Source organism: Herbaspirillum sp. B65 (assembly GCF_000333555.1).
Lineage (GTDB): Bacteria > Pseudomonadota > Gammaproteobacteria > Burkholderiales > Burkholderiaceae_D > Herbaspirillum > Herbaspirillum rubrisubalbicans.
In genome coordinates, this window is the sequence record NZ_BADI01000459.1 from 1 (window position 1) to 2915 (window position 2915).

A 2915-nucleotide genomic window follows, 5' to 3' on the forward strand; every position below is an offset into this window, starting at 1 on the left:
GGCCGTCCGCACATCGTGGACATGGTCAAGAACAACGAGATCGCCCTGGTGGTCAATACCGTGGAAGAAAAGCGCAACGCCATTGCCGACTCCGGAGCGATCCGTACCTCGGCCCTGGCCGCCCGCGTGACCACCTTCACCACCATTGCCGGTGCCGAAGCGGCGGTGGAAGGGATGCGCCATCTGGAGGCCTTGGACGTCTACGATTTACAAGGCCTGCATAAAGCTATACACTAAACCCACAACACGTTACTTTTGTCGGCTTTAGTTGACGCCGACAAGCAAAGAGGGCATCTGAGCAATCGATGCCCTCTCTGACTTTTGGACGACACCCTGCGGCCACAACATGTTCCAATGTTGCAGGGCAGATCCGTCCGGGGACGCTAAGGACATGACGCCACCATGCCACCACCGGCAGCCGTGTGGCGTCATGTCCTTAGCGGCTCTGAGTCAGGAGCGCGTGTTGTTGAAGAGCTGACGGAATCCTGCAGCAACGGTCCGAGCACCAGCCCGATTGTTCCCGTAAAGACGACGCTTGTCCGCCACTGCGGCGGCGCGGGTGTCCTTTTGCGTATCAATCGGCTGGCGGCCCTTGGAGGCGTCATTCCGTGTAACCCTAACCTTGAGCAAGAGACTTATGAGCACAGTTCCCCTTACCAAGCGTGGCGCAGAACTTCTGAAGGAAGAATTGCACCGTTTGAAAACCAAAGACCGCCCGGAAGTCATCAATGCGATCGCCGAAGCGCGTGCGCAGGGAGACTTGTCCGAAAACGCCGAATATGAATCGGCCAAGGAGCGTCAGGCCTTCATCGAAGGTCGCATCGCCGACCTGGAAGGCAAGCTGGGCGCGGCCCAGATCGTCGATCCGGCCGAACTGAACGCGGAAGGTCGCGTGGTCTTTGCCTCCACCGTGGACCTGGAAAACCTGGACAGCGGCGAGAAGGTAACCTACCAGATCGTGGGCTTGGACGAAGCCGACATCAAGGAATCCAAGGTCTCGGTGACTTCGCCCATCGCTCGTGCCCTGATCGGCAAGAGCGCCGGTGACGTGGTGGCGGTGGAAGCGCCGTCGGGCCTGAAGGAATACGAAATCCTGGAAGTGCGCTACGTCTGAGGTAGCACCAAGCTGTCCGCCCGCGCCTGAAGCGGGGCGGACGCTGCGGCGCACTGGCCGCAACTCCGACGAGCCGGAAATGAAAATGCCCGCATCAGCGGGCATTCTGTTTTTTTGAGCCGTAGCCCGGTGGCGGCGATCAGCCTGCGCTCTTCTTGGTGCTGCGCTGGCGCGGCTTGGCTTTCTTGACCAGGCCACCAGCGGTGATACGCTCGTTGCCCTTGAGCATGACCTTGCTCACCGAGGGGCGCTTGGTGGCGTGCGACTTGACGATGGTCACTTCGCGCAGGCCGCCCTTGGCGCCAGCGGCAGCTTTCTTGCCTTCTTCCTTCTGCGGGCGATACAGCACCAGCAGCTTGCCGATATGCTGCACCGGCGCGGCCTTGAGTTCGGTACAGATGGTTTCGTAGATCGCGATACGGGCTTCGCGATCATCGCCGAAGACGCGGACCTTGATCAGGCCGTGGGCGTTCAAGCTCTTGTCGATTTCCTTCATCACGGATTCGGACAGGCCACCTTCGCCAACCATCACGACGGGGTTCAAGGCATGGGCCTGGGCGCGCAGTTCGCTGCGCTCGGCGGGAGTCAAATTCAACATGGGAGTGCGGGTTCGGGACGAGGTCTCGGCGGCGCCAAGTTGTCCCTCAATGAGATAAACCAGTATTCTACGCGAATGGCAAAGAACAAACTGAACAAAAACTGGTTACACGACCATATCAACGATCCTTATGTGAAGCTGGCACAAAAGGAGGGTTTCGTGCGCGCGCCGCCTTACAACTGAAGGAAATCGACGAGGAAGAGCGGCTCATCAAGCCCGGTCAGGTGATCGTCGACCTCGGTTGTACCCCCCGCAGCTGGTGCCAGTACGTGCGAACCAAGCTGGGCGGGCGCCGAGGGCGCGGCATCCAGGGACCATCATCGGGCTTGATATCCTGCCGATGGACCCGATTGCCGACGTTCACTACATCCAGGGCGACTTCCGCGAAGACGAGCCGGTGCGCCAGCTGGAAGCCGTGCTGGACGGCCGCAAGGCCGATCTGGTGCTGTCGGACATGGCGCCCAACCTGTCGGGCGTGGCCATTGCCGACGCCGCGCGGGTGGAGTACTTGATCGATCTGGCCATCGAATTTGCGCAACAGCACATGAAACCTGGCGGCGCTTTGCTGGTCAAGTGTTTCAACGGCACCGGCTACAACGAACTGGTGCATAAATTCCGGGCCGAGTTCAAGACGGTGATGTCCAAGAAGCCCAAGGCCAGTCGCGACAAATCATCCGAAATCTTTCTGCTGGGGAAAATCCTGAAGAATCCGCGCAGCTAATTCGGCTAAAGTTGACGCAGAACCGGTACAGCACCGTCAATCAGGCGCAAAATCTACCGAAAACCGCGCGATTTAGTGAATTTTCCTGCCTTGTTTTGCCTGATTTCAGCCTTATATCGATTTTTGGGCATCGTCCGATTGCCTGATCCGTAAAAAGGAATGCCTGAACGACCAGCGCCAAAGCTGATGTCGAGATGGCAACTGAGTACGCCAGTGGCAGCAATGGTTGGCTTTTGTGCGTTGCGCGACGGCACGGCAGGGCAGGGCGGACGGCGGTTTTACATGTAAGAGTGGTTGAATCCGGGTAAAATCGGACAATACAAAGGCAACGTGGCGCCCAGGCGTCGGAGGAGTTCCAGTGAACAATATGTTTTCCAAGGCTGCCATCTGGGTAGTCATCGCGCTCGTGCTGTTTATGGTGTTCAAACAGTTCGACAGCCGCAGCATGGCGACCAATGCCAAGCCGATCGCGTATTCGGACT

Annotated in this window: 3 protein-coding genes and 1 pseudogene; 3 read left to right on the forward strand and 1 reads right to left on the reverse strand. The window is 58.7% G+C overall.

The genetic code is table 11. The features are described 5' to 3' along the window. Together I5W_RS11050 and greA are read left to right on the forward strand one after the other, a co-directional pair. A partial coding sequence (locus tag I5W_RS11050) for a hypothetical protein (RefSeq protein WP_044529253.1) occupies positions 1-237 on the forward strand: 237 nt, incomplete at its 5' end. Between the two features lie 400 nt (positions 238-637). After that, positions 638-1114 carry a transcription elongation factor GreA gene (greA, locus tag I5W_RS11055; protein ID WP_013233401.1) on the forward strand — a complete coding sequence of 159 codons (477 nt, stop codon included), beginning with the start codon at positions 638-640 and terminating at the stop codon, positions 1112-1114. A gap of 139 nt (positions 1115-1253) precedes the next feature. Here the strand turns inward: greA and yhbY are convergent, their stop codons facing one another. Then, positions 1254-1712, reverse strand: a complete 459-nt coding sequence (gene yhbY / locus I5W_RS11060; RefSeq protein WP_044529254.1) for a ribosome assembly RNA-binding protein YhbY — start codon at positions 1710-1712, stop codon at positions 1254-1256. 75 nt (positions 1713-1787) lie between these two features. Between yhbY and I5W_RS11065 the strand changes: the two are divergent. Next, positions 1788-2433, forward strand: a pseudogene (locus tag I5W_RS11065) (RlmE family RNA methyltransferase). The last annotated feature ends 482 nt before the right edge of the window (positions 2434-2915 follow it).

Bases quoted from the DNA above. Each gene is read 5' to 3' on its own strand.
- greA (WP_013233401.1), top strand. From the start codon at position 638: ATGAGCACAGTTCCCCTTACCAAGCGTGGCGCAGAACTTCTGAAGGAA.
- yhbY (WP_044529254.1), bottom strand. From the start codon at position 1,712: ATGTTGAATTTGACTCCCGCCGAGCGCAGCGAACTGCGCGCCCAGGCC.